A 21,935-nucleotide genomic window follows, 5' to 3' on the forward strand; every position below is an offset into this window, starting at 1 on the left:
ACGCTACACGCCACGATTCCAGGAGCCAACCTCATGCTGATGGTGATATCCCCCGCCAAAACCCTCGATTTCGAGTCCAAACCGCCCACCCCGCGCTTCACCCAGCCGCAATACCTCGACCACTCCCAGGAGCTGATCGAACAACTACGCGAACTGACCCCCGCGCAAATCAGCGAGTTGATGCACGTCTCCGACAAAATCGGCGGCCTCAACGCCGCCCGCTTCGGCAGCTGGACCCCCGCCTTCACCCCCGAAAACGCCAAGCAAGCCCTGCTGGCCTTCAAGGGCGACGTATATACCGGCCTGAATGCCGAAACCTTCAGCGACGCCGACTTCAGCTACGCCCAGGACCACCTGCGCATGCTCTCGGGCCTCTACGGCCTGCTGCGCCCTCTGGACCTGATGATGCCGTATCGCCTGGAAATGGGCACCAAACTGCCCAACGCCCGTGGCAAAGACCTGTACGCGTTCTGGGGCACCCGCATCAGCGAATGGCTCAACCAAGCGCTGGCCGAACAAGGTGACGACGTGCTGCTCAACCTGGCCTCCAACGAGTACTTCTCGGCGGTCAAGCGCACAGCCCTGAACGCGCGGATCATCAACACCGAGTTCAAAGACCTCAAAAACGGCCAGTACAAAATCATCAGCTTCTACGCCAAAAAGGCCCGGGGCATGATGAGCCGCTTCGTGATCGAAGAGCGCATCAACGATCCAGCCAAGCTCAAGCAGTTCGATGTGCAGGGTTATCGCTTCAATGCAGAGCAGTCCAAACCGGACAACCTGGTGTTCCTGCGCGATCACGCACCGGAATAAGGCAGGTCCCGCCTCTTTCAGGCAATGAGATCCAAATGTGGGAGCGGGCTTGCTCGCGAATGCGCAATGTCAGTCGATAGATTATTGACTGACGCACTGCATTCGCGAGCAAGCCCGCTCCCACATTCTTGCCCGTATTTCACCGCCGAAATAGTCATTATTTTGGCGCCAAAAAATATCCTGACGCATCTCTAACAATTCTTTCACTCGACATTTCCAAAAAATTTTCGTAGTGGCACCGTTTTTTTAAAACACTGGTGGCACAAAACTATCCCTGCGCGCCAACTCCCTATAACTACTGGCCCAAATAGCAAGTGCTATCAATATAATACCAGTGCCATCTTTCCTAATATTTCAAGAAATTTCCGGAAACAGGATGAGCGGCCAGGAACTTCACCCAAAAGCGCCGCTCATACCACCGGTAACGAAATTCTCTGTTTCTGTAGGAGATGACTTACATGACGGACCCACGGAAGTAGTGAAGTTGTAATAACAACTTTGACTCGGTGGTCACTTTACTAACCATTTAGTTGAGAGCGGCGATAAGGATCAATTGCCACGAACTATAAGGCCAAGGCTGTGCTTACCCTAATGGGTCAGTGAGACAACCCAAGGCATTGATACTTAAAGGCTTACCGCCTCTATCAATGCTCTGCGGCACTGGCGCCGAGCCCTTCTCCCAGGAAGGCTGGCTGCATTTCAGGGCAAGCCCCAATAACAAGGCCACGTTGCGCACACCTTGAGTGCAATAGTTAGTCACTCACTATTTAACATGCCAATACGCGGTAAGTCGGCGTCTATTCGCCCAACTTCCGTGGCATCAGTGACGCCTGTAAACATGAACTCCGGCCATTAATTGGCATGATCAATACAGTCTTGAATGACAAAGAGGTAAATGCGATGCGCATCAGCATATTTGGTCTCGGTTACGTTGGCGCAGTATGTGCCGGTTGCCTGTCTGCCCGTGGCCACGACGTGGTTGGCGTAGACATCTCCAAGGACAAGATTGACCTGATCAATGCGGGCAAATCGCCAATCGTTGAACCAGGTCTGGGCGAGCTGTTGAGCCAGGGTATTGAAACCGGCCGACTGCGTGGCACCACCAACTTCGCCGAAGCCATCCGCGATACCGACCTGTCGATGATCTGCGTCGGCACGCCAAGCAAGAAAAACGGCGACCTGGAACTCGACTACATCGAAGCCGTGTGCCGCGAGATCGGTTTTGTCCTGCGTGACAAAGCCACCCGCCACACCGTCGTTGTGCGCAGCACCGTGCTGCCGGGTACCGTGGCCAACGTGGTGATCCCGATCCTCGAAGACTGCTCCGGCAAGAAAGCCGGTGTCGATTTCGGTGTTGCGGTCAACCCGGAGTTCCTGCGTGAGTCCACCGCCATCGCCGACTACGACCTGCCACCGATGACCGTTATCGGCGAGTTCGACAAAGCTTCCGGCGACGTCCTGCAATCGCTGTACGAAGAACTCGACGCACCGATCATCCGCAAGGACATCGCCGTTGCCGAAATGATCAAGTACACCTGCAACGTGTGGCACGCCACCAAGGTCACCTTCGCCAACGAAATCGGCAACATCGCCAAGGCGGTCGGCGTCGATGGTCGTGAAGTGATGGAAGTGGTTTGCCAGGACAAGACCCTCAACCTGTCCCAGTACTACATGCGCCCAGGTTTCGCGTTCGGCGGCTCTTGCCTGCCAAAAGACGTGCGCGCCCTGACCTACCGCGCAGGCTCGCTGGACGTGGAAGCGCCGCTGCTCAACTCGCTGATGCGCAGCAACGAGTCCCAGGTGCAGAACGCCTTCGACATCGTCTCCAGCCACGACAAACGCAAAATTGCCTTGCTGGGCCTGAGCTTCAAGGCCGGCACCGACGACCTGCGCGAAAGCCCGCTGGTGGAACTGGCCGAAATGCTGATCGGCAAAGGCTACGACCTGAGCATCTACGACAGCAACGTCGAGTACGCCCGTGTCCACGGCGCGAACAAGGACTACATCGAAGGCAAGATCCCGCACGTGTCGTCCCTGCTCAACTCGGACTTCGACGAAGTGATCAACAACTCCGACGTGATCATCCTCGGCAACCGTGACGAGAAATTCCGCGCCCTGGCGCAGAACGCTCCGCACGGCAAGCAAGTGGTCGACCTGGTGGGCTTCATGTCCAAGGCCACCTGCGTGACCGGCCGTACCGAAGGCATTTGCTGGTAACAGCAACGGCAAGTTCCAGGCTGCAAGCGTACTCATCCCCAGCGCTTGCAGCCCGGAGCCTTCTTCACCTTCGGATGACGCTTATGTCCAAGTTAAAACACGTACTACTGCAATCTGCCGGCTGGCTGTTTTTCCTCAGCCTGCTGCTGGGACTCGCCCTGCTGTTGCCGGCGAGTACGTTCGACTCGGAGTCGAAGAATTTTATTTTCCTGATTGGCGCCGTCGGTATCTGGCGCTACTCGATGGGTGCTACGCATTTCTTTCGCGGCATGCTGTTCCTGTACGTGGTCTACCCACACCTGCGCCGCAAAGTGCGCAAGCTGGGCAAGGCCGCCGACCCGTCCCATGTGTTCCTGATGGTCACCAGCTTTCGTATCGACGCGCTGACCACCGCGCAGGTCTACAGCTCGGTGATTCGCGAAGCCATCGAATGCGGCTTCCCCACCACGGTAGTTTGCTCGCTGGTGGAAATGTCCGATGAGCTGCTGGTGAAGAGCCTGTGGGAACGCATGAACCCGCCGGAGCACGTCAAGCTCGACTTCGTGCGCATCGCCGGTACCGGCAAGCGCGACGGCCTGGCCTTTGGTTTCCGCGCCATCTCTCGCCACCTGCCGGATGATCGTGCAGTCGTCGCGGTGATCGATGGCGACACCGTGCTCGCCGAAGGCGTGGTTCGCAAAACCGTGCCGTGGTTCCAGCTGTTCGGCAATGTCGGCGGCCTGACCACCAACGAGTTCTGCGAAGTGCGCGGCGGCTACATCATGAGCGAGTGGCACAAGCTGCGCTTCGCCCAACGCCACATCAACATGTGCTCCATGGCCCTGTCCAAGCGCGTACTGACCATGACCGGTCGGATGTCGGTGTTCCGTGCCAATGTCGTCACCGACCCGGGCTTTATCGCCGACGTGGAAAGCGACTCGCTGCAACACTGGCGCCTGGGCCGCTTCAAGTTCCTCACCGGTGATGACAAGTCCAGCTGGTTCAGCCTGATGCGCCTGGGCTACGACACCTTCTACGTGCCGGACGCGGCGATCCACACCGTGGAACACCCGCCGGAAAAAAGCTTTATCAAAGCCAGCCGCAAGCTGATGTTCCGCTGGTACGGCAACAACCTGCGCCAGAACTCCCGTGCCCTGGGCCTGGGGATGCGTCGGTTGGGCCTGTTCACCAGCATTGTGTTGTTCGACCAGCGCGTGTCGATGTGGACCTCCCTGCTCGGCCTGACCGTGGCGATCATCGCCACCTTCAAGTACGGCGGCGCGTTCATCCTCGCCTACCTGCTGTGGATCGGCATCACCCGCCTGATTCTGACCCTGCTGCTGTCGTGCTCCGGCCACAAGATCGGCCCGGCGTACCCGGTGATTCTCTATTACAACCAGATCATGGGCGCGCTGGTGAAAATCTACGTGTTCTTCCGCCTTGATCAACAGTCCTGGACCCGCCAGGACACCAAACTGACCCGCGATTTGGCCAGCTTTCAACGTTGGTTCAACACCTGGTCGTCTCGGACCATGACCTTCTCCGCCGGCAGCATCTTCGTTGCCGTGTTGCTGATGATGGTCTGACCCTGCCAAGCCTGAATTAACTCTAGGAAATTGCCCTGATGAACAGCCAAGTAAACGCCAACGTTGTCCACGAATCCGAAGCTCAGCGCCAACATGCCCGGGTCAAAATCCCGGCCAAGCTGCGCTTCTTCAACACTGACCGCACCCAGACCGAAGCGCGGGTGATCGACCTGTCCGCCGGCGGCCTGGCATTCACCGCCACCCAGCCGCTGACCGTGGGTGAAGTGCACAAGGGTCGCCTGCAATTCGTGATCGATAACCTCGGCCTGGCCATGGACGTAGAGCTGCAGATCCGCTCCTACGATCGCCAGAGCGGCCGCACCGGTTGCCAGTTCCAGAACCTGGAACAACAGGATATTTCCACCCTGCGCCACCTGATCACCTCGCACCTGTCCGGTGACATTGTGACCATGGGCGACGTACTCGCTACCCTGCAGCGCGACAACTTCACCAAGGCGCGCAAGGTCAAGGACAGCGGCAGCAACATGAGCGCCTTTGGCCGCCTGCGCGCCGTGACGTTCAGCCTGGCGATCTTCCTGGTCGGCCTCGCGGCGTTCGGGTTTGTCTTCAAGTCGGTGTACGGCATGTACTTCGTCAGCCACGCCCAGGCCGGTCTGGTGAGCGTGCCTGGCATGAACGTGACCATGCCGCGCGACGGCACCGTGCAAAGCCTGCTCAAAGGTGACGCGGTAGCCGCCAAAGGCGCGCCGCTGGCCACCTTCAGCACCAGCATGCTCGATGTACTCAAGGGCCACTTGGACGAAGACCAGCTGCAACCGGCGAAAGTCGAAGAGCTGTTCGGCAAGCAAATGACCGGCACCCTGACCTCCCCTTGCGATTGCGTAGTCGCCCAGCAACTGGTCGCCGACGGCCAGTACGCCAGCAAAGGCGACGTGATCTTCCAACTGGTGCCACGCAACAGCCAGGCCAACGTGGAAGCCCGCTTCACCTACCGCCAGTTCGCCGACGTTCGCCCAGGCACGCCGGTGAGCTTCCAGGTGGCCGACGAAGAACAACTGCGCACCGGCACCATCGTCAGCAGCACCAGCTTGAACAGCGCTGACCTGTCCTCCGACATCCGTGTACAGATCAAGCCTGATGCGCCACTGGACAGCACCTACGCCGGCCGCCCGGTGGAAGTCACCAGCGACCGTGGCCCATCGCTGAACTGGCTGATCGATAAAGCCATGGCCCACGGTCTGTAAGCGAGGACATGCCTGTGACGACTATTCCAAAAACACCGCAATCCCTGTGGGAGCGGGCTTGCTCGCGAAGGGATCAGCGCGGTATGCCTGATGGACCGCGTCGCCTGCTTCGTGAGCAAGCCCGCTCCCACATTGGATCTGTGTGCACATTGGCTCTGGCGATTTCCCTCGCCGGTTGCGCCGGCCTGCCCGACCAGCGCCTGGCCAACGAAGCGCTCAAGCGTGGCGACACCGTTACCGCGCAGCAGAACTACCAGCAGCTGGCAGACCTGGGTTACAGCGAGGCCCAGGTGGGCCTGGCCGATATCCAGGTCGGCACCCGTGACCCTGAGCAAATCCGCCAGGCCGAAGCCACCTACCGCGCAGCCGCCGATACCTCGCCGCGTGCCCAGGCACGCCTGGGTCGCCTGCTGGTGGCCAAGCCGGGCGCTACCGAGGCTGAGCAGCACGAAGCCGAGGGCCTGCTGAAAAAAGCCTTTGCCAATGGCGAAGGCAATACCCTGATCCCCCTGGCGATGCTGTACCTGCAATACCCGCACAGCTTCCCCAACGTAAATGCGCAACAGCAGATCAGCCAATGGCAGGCCGCCGGTTACCCGGAAGCCGGCCTGGCCCAAGTGCTGCTGTATCGCACCCAGGACACCTACGACCAGCACTTGGATGACGTGGAGCGCATCTGCAAAGCCGCGCTGAACAGCACCGATATCTGCTACGTCGAACTGGCCACCGTCTACCAGAAAAAAGCCGAACCGGAAAAACAGGCCGAACTGCTCAAGCAGATGGAAGCCGGCTACAGCCGTGGCACCGTCACCGCGCAGCGTGTTGACAGCGTGGCCCGCGTGCTGGGTGACGCATCGCTGGGCAAGCCTGACGAAAAAACCGCCCAGGCCCTGCTCGAAAAAATCGCCCCTGGCTACCCGGCGTCCTGGGTCAGCCTGGCGCAACTGCTCTACGACTTCCCGGAACTGGGCGACGTCGACCAGATGATGAAGTACCTCGACAACGGCCGCGCCGCCGACCAGCCGCGCGCCGAGCTGTTGCTGGGCAAGCTCTACTACGAAGGCAAGTGGGTGCCGGCGGACGCCAAGGCGGCCGAAGCACACTTCCAGAAAGCCGTAGGCCGTGAAGTCGCCGCCGATTACTACCTCGGCCAGATCTACCGCCGAGGCTATCTCGGCCAGGTTTACTCGCAAAAAGCCCTGGACCACCTGCTGACCGCTGCGCGCAACGGCCAGAACAGCGCCGACTTCGCCATCGCTCAATTGTTTTCCCAAGGCAAGGGCACCAAGCCCGACCCATTGAACGCCTATGTCTTCAGCCAGTTGGCGAAAGCGCAGAACACGCCGCAAGCCAATGACCTGGCCACCCAGCTCGAAGCCCCGCTGACGCCGGAGCAACGCGCCCAAGGCCAACGCCTGGTGCAACAGGAACTGGCCGCGCGCGGCACCCTGGCCCAGAGCACGTTGCAACTGCACGCCCTGGAAGAAGACGACGGCGAGGAATCCCTATGAAGCTCAATCCATTCGTGAAGGCCGGTATCGGCCTGACCTTCGCCCTGCTGTGGTCGTGCCCGACCCTGGCTGCACTGACCGAAGCCAAGAACTTCGGCCTGGAAGTCAAAGCCACCGCACAGTCCGAAGATGACCGCGACCTGGGCACGCAAAAAGGCGGCGACGTCAACGGCATCGGCCTTGACCTGCGCCCGTGGATCTACGGTGAAAGCGGCAGCTGGAGCGCCTACGCCATGGGCCAGGCGGTGACGTCGAGCGACATCATCGAAACCGACACCCTGCAACAGTCGTCCGATGATGAGAACCAACAGACCACCAACAATGACCGCAAGACCAAGAAAAACTACTTGGCCATGCGTGAGTTCTGGGTCGGCTACAGCGGCTTCACACCCTACCCTGGCGAGATCCTCAAGCTCGGTCGCCAGCGCCTGCGCAATGACGACGGCCAGTGGCGTGACACCAACATCGAAGCGCTGAACTGGACCTTCGACACCACCCTGCTCAAGGCCAATGTCGGCGTTGCTGAACGCTTCAGCGAGTACCGTACGGACCTCAAGGAACTGTCCCCGGTGGACAAGGACCGTCAGCATCTTTACGCCGACGCGTCCTACCAGTGGACGCCGGGGCAGTGGATCGGCCTGCGCGGTCACCACACCCATGACAACGGCAAGCTCGACTACCCGGAACCGGGCCAACCTACCGATTCGTTGGACAAGCGCGAAAACGGCGACCTGACCTGGCTCGGCATCGAAGCCAACAGCGACGCCTACAACTGGCGCAACACCAACACCGTCAACTACTGGGCGAGCCTCACCGGCATGCGCGGTGATCGTGATTCGGTCAATGCGTTGAAGTCCGACGGCACGCGCCCCGACCAGGCCAAGCGCAGCGAAGACGTGAACGGCTGGGCCACCGATATCGGTGTGCGCCTGCGTCTCGACCCGCAGTGGCAAGTGGGCGCGGCCTACGCCCGCGCCAGCGAAAACTACGAACAGAACGGCCTGCAAAGTAACCGTTCGAACTTCACCGGCACGCAGTCCCGTGTGCACCGTTTCGGTGAAGCGTTTCGCGGTGAGATGAACAACATGCAGTCCATGAGCCTGTTCGGTTCCTGGCAGCTGCGCGAGGACTATGACGCCAGCCTGGTGTACCACAAGTTCTGGCGCGTGGACGGCAACAAGCCCGTCAGCAGCAACGGCATCGCGGCCGTGGATAACACCACCAACGACGCCGGTGACATTGTCGCCAGCACCTCATTGCCGCTGGCCGACGGTAAGAAAGACCTCGGCCAGGAGATGGACCTTGTCGTGACCAAGTACTTCAAAAAAGGCCTGCTGCCGGCCGCGCTCAGCCAGTCGATCGACGAACCGTCGGCGCTGGTGCGTTTCCGTGCAGGCGTGTTCAAGCCGGGTGATGCCTATGGCAGCGAGGTCGACTCGTATATGCACCGCGCGTTTGTCGACGTGATCTGGAAATTCTGATGGGAGCCTGCGCAATGATTTCCCATCCCTTCAAAGGCAGACGCTTGCTGGTGACCGCGATGCTGTTGGCCAGTGCCACTGCGTTCGCCGATACCGCGCAACAGGCCAAGGCGCCGACCATCGCCAAAGAACTGCAACAGGCCAAGACCTACACCATTTCCAGCCCGCCGACCGCGCCGCTGGAAATGGCCAAGCCTGCCCTGCCAGACCTGTCGGGCTACACCGCCGCCGCGATGGAAAAGAAAATCGTGCGAACCAAGCCGGGCAAAATCAGCATCCGCCGCATGATGCAGGAAGACGCGCTCAAGGACTTCATCGGCGGCGACAACAAGATGGCCGAATGGGTGGTGCGTCAACACGGCATTCCCCAGGCGATTTTCATCGACGACGGCTACATGAACCTCAAGGACCTGCTCGGCAAAGTGCCCAAGCAGTACCTCAGCGAAACGTCGCCGGGTGTATTCCTGGCCAAGCTGCCGATCGTGGTCGGGCGCAAGGGCATCCTCGAAATCGACAAGAAGACCCAGGAGCTGCGCCTGTCCCAGGAAGCCGGTTCGTTCCTGATCAACGATGGCCAGCTATTCGTGCGTGACACCAAAGTCACCGGCTGGAGCGAAAAGGCCAACGGCCCGGCACTGTTCAAGTCGCCCAAGGAATTCCGCCCGTTCCTGCTGGCCTGGGGCGGCACCGAAACCTACATTTCCAAGACCAAGATGGCCAGCTTCGGCTACGCCAACAGTAAGTCGTACGGGGTGAGTATTTCCCAGTACACGCCGAACATGGCCAAGGTCCTCAAGCGCCCTGAGCCGACCGGCTGGATCATCGACTCCGAGTTCTCGGACATGTGGTACGGCTTCTACTGCTACGAGACCACGGGCTTTGTGATCAAGGGCAACACCTACAAAGACAACATCGTCTACGGCATTGACCCGCATGACCGTTCCCACGGCCTGATCATCGCGGACAACACCGTGTACGGCACCAAGAAGAAGCACGGCATCATCATTTCCCGGGAAGTGAACGACAGCTTCATCTTCAACAACCGCAGCTACGACAACAAGCTCTCGGGCCTGGTGATCGACCGTAACAGCGTCAACAACCTGATCGCCGACAACGAGATCTACCGCAACCACACCGACGGCATCACCCTCTATGAGAGTGGCGACAACCTGCTGTGGGGCAACAAGGTGATCAGCAACCGTCGCCACGGTATCCGCGTGCGTAACAGCGTGAACATCAAGCTGTACGAAAACACCTCGATGGCCAACGGCCTGACCGGCGTGTACGGCCACATCAAGGATTTGACCGACACCGACCGCGACATCGCCCTCGACCCGTTCGACGCCAAGGTCTCGCTGATCGTGGTCGGCGGTGAGCTGGCCGGTAACGGCAGCGGGCCGCTGTCGATCGACTCGCCGTTGAGCATCGAGCTGTACCGCGTGTCGATGCTGGCGCCGACCAAATCCAGTGGCATCAGCTTCTCCGGTGTTCTTGGTGATCGCCAGGAAGAAATTCTCGACCTGCTGGTGCGCCAGCAGAAAGCCGTGCTGATCGACCCTGTCGAACGCCAGACCGAAATGCAGGACTGAGGATGACCCTTATGCACCCACACATGATCAAACTGCTGAGCCTCTCGGGTCTGACCCTCGGCCTGCTCGCGGCCAGCCAGGGCGTGCGCGCCGACGAAATCAAGGCGCCGACCTTTACTGCCGAGCCGTGCTGCAGCCTGTGCCCGGCCGCCCATGACGCGAAGAACTACACCACGCGTTACCAGCAGAACTTCACCACCCTGGTGCAAGCCCAGGGCGACTGGCTGTTCCGTACCCAGGAAGACCTGCGCACCGAATTCGACACCACCCCGGCCGGCTACAAACGCATGCAACAGCTGCACGATGCGTTCAAGGCCAAGGGCGTTGAGTTGGTAGTGGTCTACCAGCCGACCCGTGGCCTGGTGAACCGCAACAAGCTCAACCCGCAAGAGAAAGCCAAGTTCGACTTCGACAAGGCCTTGGGCAACTACAAGACCATGCTCGGGCGTTTCGCCAAGATGGGCTACGTAGTGCCGGACCTGTCGCCGCTGACCAACGAGCAACTGCCGGACGAACTGCCGGCCCACGATTTCTACTTCCGCGGTGACCAGCACTGGACCCCTTACGGCGCCCAGCGCACCGCGAAAATCGTCGGCGCCAAAGTGCGCGCAATGCCGGAGTTTGCCGACATTCCCAAGCGCGAGTTCGAGACCAAAGTCTCCGGGCGCATGGGCAAGACCGGCACCCTGCACAACATGGCCGGGCAACTCTGCGGCACCAGCTACGCGATCCAGTACATGGACCAGTTCTCCACCGAGCCCAAGGGCGAAGCGGGCGACGGCGACCTGTTCAGCGATTCGGGCAACCCGCAGATCACCCTGGTGGGCACCAGCCACAGCGGCAAGAACTACAACTTCGCCGGCTTCCTGGAACAGGAAATCGGTGCCGACATCCTTAACGTCGCCTTCCCCGGCGGTGGCCTCGAAGGCTCGATGATCCAGTACCTGGGCAGCGAAGAATTCCAGAAGACCCCGCCGAAGATCCTCATCTGGGAATTCTCGCCGCTGTACCGCCTGGACCAGGAGACCATCTACCGCCAGATGATGTCCCTGCTCGACAACGGCTGCGAAGGCAAGACCGCGCAGATGACCGCGAGCACCACCTTGAAACCCGGCAAGAACGAATTGCTGGTTAACAGTTCGAACAAAGACCTGCGCAACGCCAACCATCAGGTTGATATCCGCTTCGCCGACCCGTCGGTGAAAACCCTGCAAGCCACCCTCTGGTACATGAACGGGCGCCACGAGGACATCAAGATCGAGAAACCCGAAACATCCGATACAGACGGGCGTTTCGCCTTTGAACTGCGCACCGATGAAGACTGGGCCTCGCAGAACTTGCTGGCCGTGGAAGTGCAGGGTCCCGAAGCGGGCGCTGCCGCGCAGAAAGTCGAAGCGAAAATTTGCACACGCAACGTATTCCCAAGCGGCGGTCAGAAGACTGCCTCACTCGGGCAATGAGGTTACCTATGCAGAAGTTATTGATTCCATCGTTGCTGGGCCTGGCGATCTTCGCCGGTGCAGCCAACGCCGCCGCGCCACTGCGTCCGCCCCAGGGCTACTTCGCACCAATCGAAGCGTTCAAGACCGGCGACTTCAAAGAAAACTGCGACACCATGCCGACGCCCTACACCGGCCCACTGCAATTTCGCAGCAAGTACGAAGGCTCGGACAAGGCCCGTTCCACGCTGAACGTACAGTCTGAAAAAGCCTTTCGCGACAGTACCGCCGACATCACCAAGCTGGAAAAAGACACCAGCAAACGCGTGATGCAGTTCATGCGCGACGGTCGCCCGGAGCAGCTTGAATGCACGCTGAACTGGCTGGTGTCGTGGGCCAAGGCCGATGCCTTGATGTCCAAGGACTTCAACCACACCGGCAAGTCCATGCGCAAATGGGCACTGGGCAGCATGGCCTCGGCCTATGTACGCCTCAAGTTCTCCGACTCGCACCCGCTGGCGAACCACCAGCAGGAATCGCAACTGATCGAAGCCTGGTTCAACAAACTGGCCGATCAGGTGGTGAGCGATTGGGACAACCTGCCGCTGGAAAAAACCAACAACCACTCCTACTGGGCCGCCTGGTCGGTGATGGCCACGTCCGTCGCCACCAACCGTCGCGACCTGTTTGACTGGGCGGTGAAGGAATACAAAGTCGGCGTGAACCAGGTCGATGATCAGGGCTTCCTGCCCAACGAATTGAAGCGCCAGCAACGCGCCTTGTCGTATCACAACTACGCGCTGCCGCCGCTGTCGATGATCGCCAGTTTTGCCCTGGTCAACGGTGTAGACCTGCGCCAGGAAAACAACGGCGCGCTGAAACGCCTGGGCGAAAAAGTACTGGCCGGGGTCAAGGACCCGGAAATCTTCGAGCAGAAGAACGGCAAGGAACAGGACATGAAGGACTTGAAACAGGACATGAAATTCGCCTGGCTCGAACCCTTCTGCACCCTCTACACCTGCGCCCCGGAAGTGATCGAACGCAAGCATGGCATGCAGCCGTTCAAAACCTTCCGTCTCGGCGGCGACCTGACCAAGGTCTACGACCCGACGCATGAGAAAGGCAATAAAGGCTCCTGAAGAAACACGGTAAATAAAAAATGTGGGAGGGGGCTTGCCCCCGATGGCGGTGTAACAGTCGCCATCTGTGTTGAATGACACACCGCTATCGGGGGCAAGCCCCCTCCCACATTTCTAACCGCGTTTTGCCAGATGGAATTGTTGTACCGCCCTCCCCCAAATCCGGTGGGGGGGTTTGGGGGGGCTGCGGCCCTTGACTGTTGGTTAAACATGGAGAGATCGGGATGGTTTTCTCGTCCAATGTGTTCCTGTTTCTGTTCTTGCCGATCTTTCTCGGCTTGTACTACTTGAGCGGGCAACGCTATCGCAACCTGCTGCTGCTGATTGCCAGCTACGTGTTCTACGCCTGGTGGCGAGTGGACTTCCTGGCGCTGTTCGCCGCCGTGACGCTGTGGAACTACTGGATCGGCCTCAAGGTTGGTGCAGCCGGCGTGCGCACCAAGCCGGCCCAGCGCTGGCTGCTGCTCGGCGTGGCGGTCGACCTGTGCATCCTCGGCTACTTCAAGTACGCCAACTTCGGCGTCGACAGCATCAACGTGATGATGAAGTCGGCGGGCCTCGAGCCGTTCATCCTCACCCACGTGCTGTTGCCGATCGGGATCTCGTTCTACATCTTCGAGTCCATCAGCTACATCATCGACGTGTACCGTGGCGATACCCCTGCGACCCGCAACCTGATCGACTTTGCGGCGTTCGTGGCGATCTTCCCGCACCTGATTGCCGGCCCGGTCTTGCGTTTTCGCGACCTGGCCGACCAGTTCAACAACCGCACCCACACTCTGGATAAATTCTCCGAGGGCTGCACGCGGTTCATGCAGGGTTTCATCAAGAAGGTCTTCATCGCCGACACCCTCGCGGTGGTGGCCGACCATTGCTTCGCCCTGCAAAACCCGACCACCGGCGACGCCTGGCTGGGCGCGCTGGCCTACACCGCGCAGTTGTATTTCGACTTCTCCGGCTACAGCGACATGGCCATCGGCCTGGGCTTGATGATGGGTTTCCGCTTCATGGAAAACTTCAAGCAGCCGTACATCAGCCAGTCGATCACCGAATTCTGGCGGCGCTGGCACATCAGCCTGTCCACCTGGCTGCGTGACTACCTGTACATCACCCTGGGCGGCAACCGTAAAGGCACGCTGACCACCTACCGCAACCTGTTCCTGACCATGCTGCTCGGCGGTCTGTGGCACGGTGCAAACATCACCTACATCGTCTGGGGCGCCTGGCACGGCATGTGGCTGGCGATCGAGAAAGCCATCGGCCTCAACACCTCGCCGCGCAGCTTCAACCCGGTGCGCTGGGCCTTCACCTTCCTGCTGGTGGTGATGGGCTGGGTGATCTTCCGCGCCGAAAACCTGCACGTCGCTGGCCGTATGTACGGTGCGATGTTCAGCTTTGGCGAGTGGTCGCTGTCGGAACTCAACCGCGCCAACCTCACCGGCCTGCAAGTGGCGACCCTGGTGGTGGCGTACGCAACATTGGCGTTCTTTGGCCTGCGTGACTTCTACACCAACCGCCCTGAGGAAAAAGCCAAGCCAGCCGACCCGAGCCTGATCAAGGCCGTACCCGGCGACAACCCCGGCAGCATCCACCAGCCAGGGTTCACCGTCGGCCAGGACGCTGCCGTGCAACCGGCCTACTGGACCGCTGACTGGCCACGCTACGCCATGCGCGCTGCGGTGCTGCTGCTGTTCGTGGCGTCGATCCTGAAACTGTCGGCGCAGAGTTTCTCGCCGTTCCTTTACTTCCAATTCTGAGGGAGCCGACCATGACCCGTTCATTACGCGTCCTCTATATCAGCCTGTTCCTGGTGGTGCTGCTGGCCCTGGGCGCCTGGTCGCTGCGCAGCTTCTTTGGCTTCAGCACCAATGCCGACGCCACTGTGCTCAACGGCCGCTGGACCAAGGCCGTCGAGACGCACTACGACGACCAGTTCCCGATCAAGCGCATCGGCACCAACCTGTGGGCTGCGCTGGACTACAAACTGTTCAATGAAGGCCGCCCTGGCGTGGTGCTTGGCCGCGATCACTGGTTGTACAGCGACGAGGAGTTCAACCCTGCCGTCAACGAAGACCAGAACCTTGAAGGCAACTACGCGCTGGTCGAAGGCGTGCGCCAGAAACTCAAGGCCCAGGGCATTCAACTGGTGATGGCAATCGTGCCAGCCAAAGTGCGCCTGTACCCGGAACACCTGGGTGAAGTGAAACCGGCGAGCATCCACGCCAACCTGTACCAGGACTTCCACGCCCGTGTGGCGGCCGACAAGATCATTGCCCCGGACCTGCTCGGCCCGCTGCAACAGGCCAAGTTGGGCGGCAAGCAAGTGTTCCTGCGCACCGACACGCACTGGACCCCGGATGGTGCCGAAGTCGCGGCCAAGCAGTTGGCCAAGACCATTGCCGCCAAGACCCCACTCCACGGCGAGCCACAGCGCTTTGTCACCGAGGCCGAAAAAACCGAGCCGCATAAAGGCGACCTGCGTTTGTTCCTGCCGCTGGACCCGCTGTTTGAAAACCTGATGCCGCCTAAAGAGCCGTTGGAAAAACGCGTCACGCACCTGGCCGAAGCCGGCGGTGACGACGCGCTGTTCACCGACAGCGAAACCCCGGTTGCACTGGTGGGCACCAGCTACAGCGCCAACCCCAACTGGAATTTCGTCGGCGCCCTCAAGCAGGCCTTGGGCAGCGACGTCATCAACTACTCCGAGGATGGCCACGGCCCGATCCTGCCGATGCTCAGCTACCTGAAAAGTGATGACTTCAAGAACAGCCCGCCACAGGTGCTGATCTGGGAGTTTCCTGAACGTTATCTGCCCGTAAACAACGAAATCGGTGACGCCGACCCCAAGTGGGTTGCGCAGCTTAAACAAGCCGGTTCGCGCCAACAAAACATGGCCATCAACACCCCAGTTAAAAATCAAAAATCCGAGACGCCCGACCGGGCGCAAAACTGAAAGAGAGGTAACTCACATGACTTTCACTACAACTCCTCGTCGTCTCGCTAAAACCCTGGCCATCGCTGCCGGCCTTAGCATCGTATCGATGTCCGCCTTCGCCGGTGGCGACGCCGCGCTCTACGGCCCAACCGCGCCAAAAGGCTCCAGCTTCGTGCGGGTCTACAACGCCAGCAACCAGGAAGTCAGCGCCACCGTCGGCGCGACCAACCTCAGCGACGTTGCGCCATTGGCCAGCAGCGACTTCAGCTTCATGCCAGGCGGTGACTACAGCGCCAAGGTCGGCAGCCAGACCGTGCCGGTCAAGCTCGCCGCCGACCACTACTACACCCTGGTCAACAACAGCAGCGGCCAGCCGCAGTTGATCGAAGAGCCGCCGTTCAAGAACAAGCAGAAATCCCTGGTACGTGTGCAGAACCTCAGCGACAAGGCCCTGAGCCTGAAAACCGCCGATGGCAAGACCGACGTGGTCAAGTCGGTGGCGGCCAAGGGTCGTGGCGAGCGTGAAATCAACCCGGTGAAGGTGAGCCTGGCGTTGTATGACGGTGACAAGAAAGTCGGCGATGTGAAGCCGGTTGCGTTGGAACGCGGTGAAGCGGCGGTGCTGTATGTCACTGGCTCGGGTTCGAGCCTGTCGCCAGTCTGGGTGAAACGCCCGGTGTCGACCCGCTGATTAGCTTTTGAAATTGACGCTCCCCCTGTAGGAGCCGGGCTTGCCCGCGATGCTAACGACTCGGTCTGTCAGTTACACCGAGCTGATGCCTTCGCGAGCAAGCCCGCTCCCACAGGCTCTGACCCAAATCGATTCAAGGAGAAACACCCATGATTCCAGTAATCCTTTCCGGTGGCAGCGGCTCACGTCTTTGGCCGCTTTCGCGTAAACAGTTCCCGAAACAATTCCTGGCCCTGACCGGCGAACACACCCTGTTCCAGCAAACCCTGGAGCGCCTGGTGTTCGAAGGCATGGACACCCCGATCGTGGTCTGCAACAAGGAACACCGCTTCATCGTCAACGAGCAACTGAGCGCGCGTAAGCTCGAATGCCAACGCGTCCTGATGGAACCGTTCGGCCGCAACACCGCGCCGGCCGTGGCCCTGACCGCGATGATGCTGGTCAACGAAGGCCGTGATGAGCTGATGCTGGTGCTGCCCGCCGACCACGTGATCGACGACCAGAAAGCCCTGCAACGCGCCCTGGCCCTGGCCACCGTGGCCGCCGAGCGTGGCGAGATGGTGCTGTTCGGCGTACCGGCCACCCGCCCGGAAACCGGCTACGGCTACATCAAGTCCACCAACGATTCGCTGCTGCCGGAAGGCGTGAGCCGCGTTGAGCAGTTCGTGGAAAAACCCAACGAAAAACGCGCCGTCGAGTTCGTCAAAAGCGGCGGTTATTTCTGGAACAGCGGCATGTTCCTGTTCCGCGCCAGCCGCTTCCTCGAAGAGCTGAAAAAGCACGATCCGGACATCTACGACACTTGCCTGCTGACCCTGGAACGCAGCGAGCAGGACGCCGACACGGTGACCTTCGACGAAGCCACCTTCGCCTGCTGCCCGGACAACTCCATCGACTACGCCGTGATGGAAAAAACCCAACGCGCCTGCGTGGTGCCGCTGAGTGCCGGTTGGAGCGACGTGGGTTGCTGGGCCTCGCTGTGGGCGGTCAATGACAAAGACGCCAACGGCAACGTCAGCAAAGGCGACGTGGTGATCCAGGACAGCCGCAACTGCATGATCCACGGCAACGGTAAGCTGGTCTCGGTGATCGGCCTGGACAACATCGTGGTGGTGGAAACCAAGGACGCGATGATGATTGCCCACAAGGACAAGGTCCAGGGCGTCAAGCAGATGGTCAACACCCTCAACGACCAGGGCCGCAGCGAAACCCAGAACCACTGCGAAGTCTACCGCCCGTGGGGCTCGTACGACTCGGTGGACATGGGTGGGCGCTTCCAGGTCAAGCACATCTCGGTCAAGCCGGGCGCGTGCCTGTCGCTGCAGATGCACCACCACCGCGCCGAACACTGGATCGTGGTCAGCGGCACCGCCGAAGTCACCTGTGACGAAAACGTGTTCCTGCTCTGCGAAAACCAGTCCACCTACATCCCGATCGCCTCGGTGCACCGCCTGCGCAACCCGGGCAAGATCCCGTTGGAGATCATCGAAGTGCAATCGGGCAGCTACCTGGGCGAAGACGATATTGAGCGGTTCGAAGATATCTATGGGCGCTCGACGCCGGTTGAGCGTGGCGTGTCGGTGAAAACCATCGCGCAGTAACTCGGCAAAAAAAGAAGCCCCTCACTCACCGCGTCCCCTATCCGCGGTGAGTGAGGGGCTTTTTGCATGTTTGCCTGACTAGACAGGAACAGGCCCGTGACGGATGACGCGGTCGACAATGTCAGGGCCACCATTGCGGTACTGCAAGGGAATCGAATAAGGCGTGTCCACATAAAAAATATGCGGGTTATCCGGGCTGCGGATCAGTTTCAAACCCGTGGTATTGATCTCGTAGTAGTGCGTCATTTTCTGCAGTGCATTGCCATGTTTACGTCGACCAAAAATAATCGCGGAAATCTCTTTGGCAGGTTTATCTCCAGGCGCCAGGTCCGTGAAGTAATGCCGTCCCTCGGCGCGGGGCAACATGCCACCACTCAAGTTATGGCTCGAAGGATCAAGGTTGCGCACGGCGGTGATCGCCGCATCGCTGCGCTCCCTCGTGTAGTGATAAAACACATTCTCGCCTTTGACCGGCGGGTCGAGGTCGGCTTTTTCGCCCGGAAACACTTCAGGCGGCCTCGCGCGCTTGGCGAGCGGTTGGCCGGTTGATACGGCGCCGGAAGCAGGTGACGGAGCAATGAAGTTTTCTTCGTCATGCGCACGTTTAGTCGGCCCCCCACCTTGCAGCCCCACTCGGTTCCACTGATCCTGGCCACTGTTCTCCAGCAGGAATTCGGTCTGGCGATTGGTCTTGGTGTCGATAACCCGCACCTGAACCACCCCTTGATTGTTTGTGACCTCCCTGACCTGGAAAATGCCCCCCTCGCCCGAGCCGTCGACGTTGCGGATGTACAACTGGTCATCAGCCCCCCGGTAAATGCCTTGGCTGTCTGCGGTCAGCCCCGCCAAGGTTTGACTGCCGACCGCGTACTTGTCGAGATTACCCGCTGTTCTGCCATAGGCCGCCAGGTTCAGGCTCTGCGTCGGCAGGAGGGCTTTCAACTCCCGGTAACTGCGCTGCAAAACGCTCTGTGAGCCCTTTGCAAAGGCCCGTGTCAGGTCGCCCAGCCCATCGCCCGGGTTCAGACCGCTGAAGGCCGAACGCAGCAGCACATCGCTGGCCTTGAATGCTCGCGTACCAAACTTTTCACCCGCCTTGCCCAGCACCCTTACGGCCTGGCCCGCGCCTTTGCCGAAGGGCACTACAAAGCCGAAAATATCCAGCGCGAAATCCCTGATCGCCGCGCCGGTGTTGCCGTTAACGGCGTTTTCGATCGCATTCTTGAACGGAATCAGCCCCGTCACAAAATCATGCCCGGCTTTGATACCCGCCTCTTCTTCCTCCACCAGGGTGCTGCCTCTGGCCTGCGCCTTCATCGCAACGGGATCATGCAATAGATAGCCAGCCACGATGTCGGCAATCGTCTTGAATCGAGGGTTGGCATGAACAGCACTATTGGCTTCCTGGCCCGGCCGCAGTGCAGGCAAGTAAGGCGTGCTGAGTTGTTCGTTCAGAAGCCCGCCGGAGTAGATTTCCCGCTGCGGCGGGGTGCCCTTTTCATAGGCCTCGTAATCGACCCACAGGCTTTTCCCCTGGGCCTGGCGTGCGGCGTAGTTTTCAGGATCGGCAACTCTGGGCGCGGGGTTCGGCAGATACCTGGGCAGGTCGTCGCGCCGGCGAATGATCCCTTGCAGGGGGAAAATCTCGTAATAGACATGGCGCATCCTTGCAGGGGTCTGGTCGCTGCCGCTCTTGGCTGGCGTGTACTGCACACGCATCAACAGCCCATAACGCGCCTTGGCCGCTTGCGCTTGAGCCGCAGACTCCTCTCCCTCGGCTTGCGCGACACTGGCTTTTCGCAATGAAAAAAATTCAGGTTTGCCCGACGCAATAATTTTCCGGTCTTCCACCGGTAGCTTCTTGAACTGATCGGTGACCGCTGTTGCCACGCCCTCCTTGAGGTTGAGAAAGTAACGATCAAACTGGCTGCTGAACTGTTGATTGATATCGGGAAGCGGCCTGACGCTGAGCGATCGATCACCCAACTGGAAATCATATCGCTCGCCTTTTGGAATACGGTCCATTTTGCCAGCCATATAAATCTCAAGTAGCGAGTGGTACTCGCTCTCGCTGGCATCGATGTTGGAAATGCTGATGTTACGCACATCAAACGGAGCAGTGTCTCCGTACACTTTTTTCAACTCATCAAGTGCCATGTCCCTGCGGTTCGGCATCGGTGCGCTCAATTGGTCTTGCGCCTTTTTCAGGGCGGTGAGTTCCTCATTAAAAGCGTCACGTAATACCGCCACTTCTGCCAACGTGTAGGCCTCATCGTCCTTTCGGGAAATTCTGCCCTGGGCCACACCCCAGTCAATCAGCGCATTGGACTGAGCCTTGCCCTCGACGATCGCCTGGGCATCCGAAATCGGGCTTTGATTGGCCCGCCGCATGAACGCTTCGAAATCGGTACGACCCGCCATCCCCGGTTCCCAGAACTCGCCCACCTCGACCGCCGTCGACAGCCTTGCCCAAGTAGCTGACCCAACGACCAGGTTGTCGGGCATACCCGCAACGATAAAGGCCGGCGCAGCGCCCGCCAGCAAAGCGCGGGCAGCGGCCGGCGCGGTGTCGGCACTCGCTTTACCCTGCTCTTCCAGGTGCTGCGCCAGATGCGCCACCACCACCGAAGGGCTGACGCCCCAATTGGCCGGTTGATTGAGGTCATAACCGGCCACTACACCACGCGGGCTGGGGGGCTGCTCAGTCTCCGGCTGGGCCGGCACGGCGAGGTCACTCCCCTGCACGGGTGGCTGAGGCAACGGGTTATCCAACACGTCGATAAGGTTGGAGAGTTGCTCTATGTCTTGCGGGACATACAAGGAATGTTCCCGCAGGAACCAGGCAATCGGTAACTCCTCGTTAGGTCGGGTTTGGTTGGCCTTGCCAAAGGTGGACAGCGAGTGAACTCGAAATCGCGCGGTTTCCAACAGTGCGGGAATGTCCGCCTCAGGGTCCTGCGCCCCCGTACGGAGAACTTCACCCAAGGCCATCTTCAACGCCGCGAGGTTATGCGAATTACCGGCGCGCTCTTGCGCCGTACCCAGTGGCTGCTCGCTGACCTGGGCTAATGGGCCTACATTGCGCGGCACCCGTGCAACGGAACGTGCTGCGGGTGTCGGTGTGCCGTTATCGGATAGGGCAGTTGGCTCAATCAGCACCGGCGGCGGTGCTGTAACACGCGTGGACGGTTGCTGATGGACAGGGTTCACTGGATTCAGAATCATGGGTCAACCTCAAACAAAATGACAGGATGTAAGCGGGCATGCAGCCAGCTAAGCCCCAGTGCCAATGAGTGTCATTGCAGAGAAAAAAAGCGAAAGGTTGTATGAGCGAACGTGTCATAACCACAGCCATCCGCCACCGGCCATACTCAGATAGTCAACCCAGCCCGCTCACAGGTAGGATGGTTGACCCCTTCGCGAGGTTGTAACGATGTTCTTAGGCGTTCTACTGATCATCACCTGGCTGATCTTGTTACTGCGCTATCCGGCCAAAGCCTTGCCGGTGTCACTCGCAGCCGCCGTCGGCCTGGGCCTGGTGGCGGTGTGGGTGGTATGGCTGGACAACCGCGAAGCGTCACAACTGGCGCGCCTGGAACTGCGCATCACCTATGCCCCGCAGGAATGCCCTGCCGACCGCCCGCTGAAACTGACGCTGAACAACGGCAACGACGTGCCCCTCACCGAGCTGCGCTGGCGCGTCGCCGCCTATGCACCGGGCGACACGGTCAACCTGGCCGACAACGTCT

15 protein-coding genes are annotated in these 21,935 nt (G+C 60.0%); 14 read left to right on the forward strand and 1 reads right to left on the reverse strand.

The window, feature by feature from the left end; genetic code table 11:
- Positions 1-33 precede the first annotated feature (33 nt).
- The 13 genes from yaaA to GIW02_RS23465 all read left to right on the forward strand — a co-directional run bounded on the left by yaaA (position 34) and on the right by GIW02_RS23465 (position 18,186).
- Positions 34-813, forward strand: a complete 780-nt coding sequence (yaaA, locus tag GIW02_RS23405; protein WP_236422103.1) for a peroxide stress protein YaaA — start codon at positions 34-36, stop codon at positions 811-813.
- 900 nt (positions 814-1,713) lie between these two features.
- Positions 1,714-3,030: a nucleotide sugar dehydrogenase gene (locus GIW02_RS23410; RefSeq protein ID WP_236417931.1), complete on the forward strand. Its 1,317-nt coding sequence runs from the start codon at positions 1,714-1,716 to the stop codon at positions 3,028-3,030.
- Between the two features lie 83 nt (positions 3,031-3,113).
- Positions 3,114-4,595 carry a mannuronan synthase gene (gene alg8 / locus GIW02_RS23415; RefSeq protein WP_236417932.1) on the forward strand — a complete coding sequence of 494 codons (1,482 nt, stop codon included), beginning with the start codon at positions 3,114-3,116 and terminating at the stop codon, positions 4,593-4,595.
- Between the two features lie 38 nt (positions 4,596-4,633).
- Complete coding sequence (locus GIW02_RS23420; protein WP_236417934.1) at positions 4,634-5,800, forward strand: alginate biosynthesis protein Alg44; 1,167 nt, start codon at positions 4,634-4,636, stop codon at positions 5,798-5,800.
- An 83-nt stretch (positions 5,801-5,883) separates the two neighbouring features.
- Complete coding sequence (gene algK / locus GIW02_RS23425; RefSeq protein ID WP_456361675.1) at positions 5,884-7,311, forward strand: alginate biosynthesis TPR repeat lipoprotein AlgK; 1,428 nt, start codon at positions 5,884-5,886, stop codon at positions 7,309-7,311.
- Complete coding sequence (locus tag GIW02_RS23430; RefSeq protein ID WP_236417940.1) at positions 7,308-8,792, forward strand: alginate export family protein; 1,485 nt, start codon at positions 7,308-7,310, stop codon at positions 8,790-8,792. Before algK ends, GIW02_RS23430 begins: the two co-directional genes overlap by 4 nt.
- Positions 8,792-10,381: a mannuronan 5-epimerase AlgG gene (gene algG, locus GIW02_RS23435; protein ID WP_236417941.1), complete on the forward strand. Its 1,590-nt coding sequence runs from the start codon at positions 8,792-8,794 to the stop codon at positions 10,379-10,381. The genes GIW02_RS23430 and algG overlap by 1 nt, the downstream gene beginning before the upstream one ends.
- A gap of 11 nt (positions 10,382-10,392) precedes the next feature.
- Complete coding sequence (locus GIW02_RS23440; protein ID WP_236417944.1) at positions 10,393-11,841, forward strand: alginate O-acetyltransferase; 1,449 nt, start codon at positions 10,393-10,395, stop codon at positions 11,839-11,841.
- Positions 11,842-11,849: 8 nt separating this feature from the next.
- Positions 11,850-12,959, forward strand: a complete 1,110-nt coding sequence (locus GIW02_RS23445) for a mannuronate-specific alginate lyase (RefSeq protein ID WP_236417942.1) — start codon at positions 11,850-11,852, stop codon at positions 12,957-12,959.
- Between the two features lie 224 nt (positions 12,960-13,183).
- Positions 13,184-14,716 carry an MBOAT family O-acyltransferase gene (locus tag GIW02_RS23450; protein WP_236418767.1) on the forward strand — a complete coding sequence of 511 codons (1,533 nt, stop codon included), beginning with the start codon at positions 13,184-13,186 and terminating at the stop codon, positions 14,714-14,716.
- An 11-nt stretch (positions 14,717-14,727) separates the two neighbouring features.
- Positions 14,728-15,912, forward strand: a complete 1,185-nt coding sequence (locus GIW02_RS23455) for an alginate O-acetyltransferase (RefSeq protein WP_236418765.1) — start codon at positions 14,728-14,730, stop codon at positions 15,910-15,912.
- 16 nt (positions 15,913-15,928) lie between these two features.
- Complete coding sequence (locus tag GIW02_RS23460; RefSeq protein ID WP_236418763.1) at positions 15,929-16,585, forward strand: alginate O-acetyltransferase AlgF; 657 nt, start codon at positions 15,929-15,931, stop codon at positions 16,583-16,585.
- Between the two features lie 149 nt (positions 16,586-16,734).
- Positions 16,735-18,186 (forward strand): mannose-1-phosphate guanylyltransferase/mannose-6-phosphate isomerase, encoded by a 1,452-nt coding sequence (locus tag GIW02_RS23465; protein WP_236418761.1) that lies wholly within the window; start codon positions 16,735-16,737, stop codon positions 18,184-18,186.
- 78 nt (positions 18,187-18,264) lie between these two features.
- Here the strand turns inward: GIW02_RS23465 and GIW02_RS23470 are convergent, their stop codons facing one another.
- A complete protein-coding gene (locus GIW02_RS23470) occupies positions 18,265-21,411 on the reverse strand; it encodes a hypothetical protein (protein ID WP_236418759.1) in 3,147 nt (1,048 codons plus the stop codon).
- Between the two features lie 208 nt (positions 21,412-21,619).
- Here GIW02_RS23470 and GIW02_RS23475 point away from each other — a divergent pair.
- A partial coding sequence (locus tag GIW02_RS23475; protein ID WP_236422102.1) for a multidrug transporter occupies positions 21,620-21,935 on the forward strand: 316 nt, incomplete at its 3' end.

It is taken from the genome of Pseudomonas syringae (genome assembly GCF_021606685.1).
GTDB classification, from domain to species: domain Bacteria; phylum Pseudomonadota; class Gammaproteobacteria; order Pseudomonadales; family Pseudomonadaceae; genus Aquipseudomonas; species Aquipseudomonas syringae_R.